This is a genomic window from Vibrio sp. 1249-1, from assembly GCF_033340495.1.
On sequence record NZ_JAWOWJ010001009.1, the window covers coordinates 1 to 549 of the forward strand.

The window sequence follows — 549 nt, forward strand, 5'->3', positions numbered from 1 at the left end:
TTGATTTACCCACATATTGACCTGCCATTGACGGCGATTGATGACTTTTTATCGCTGGCAGACCAAGACCCGTTCTTTGCGGAACTCGATGCGATTTTGTGCGCGAACAACTATGTGTGGAACGCGCATGCAGAAAAAGCGTTACTTGAGTTTTATGACGTGAGCTTAACGGTTTAGTTGCAACGAACATGTGTGGTAGCCTTTGCGCTGCCACATAATGGAGAGGTCATAAGACGTTGTCACGTGAAGATGAATTACTGGAGAAATTGGATGAGTGTGAAAATGCCACTGCGTTTCTTCAGGTTTCTAACAAAATAATTAACCTCAAGTTAAAAGCATTACTTCCGAGTGTGTTCGTCCAAGACGACTTAGTGAAGGAGTATGCTGTGGATCCTTTATTGAGAGAAGATGGGCCATTGGTCACGACCGATGTTGTCTCCAAGTTGATGTTTGCGATGGGAAAAATCTCATTACAAACTTATGCAGACATTGGCTTGTACGATCAGGTATTGGAGTATGTGGTTACTCAGCCTGAAAAGATCGCGTTTA

At 43.4% G+C, this 549-nt stretch carries 1 protein-coding gene and 1 pseudogene; both read left to right on the top strand.

Annotation, left to right across the window (positions count from 1 at the left end):
• Positions 1–177 (top strand): annotated as a pseudogene (locus R7Z50_RS30175) (L-sorbose 1-phosphate reductase); the annotation flags it as partial.
• Between the two features lie 59 nt (positions 178–236).
• Positions 237–549: MltR family transcriptional regulator (locus R7Z50_RS30180; protein ID WP_257975452.1), on the top strand; the 313-nt coding region annotated here is incomplete at its 3' end.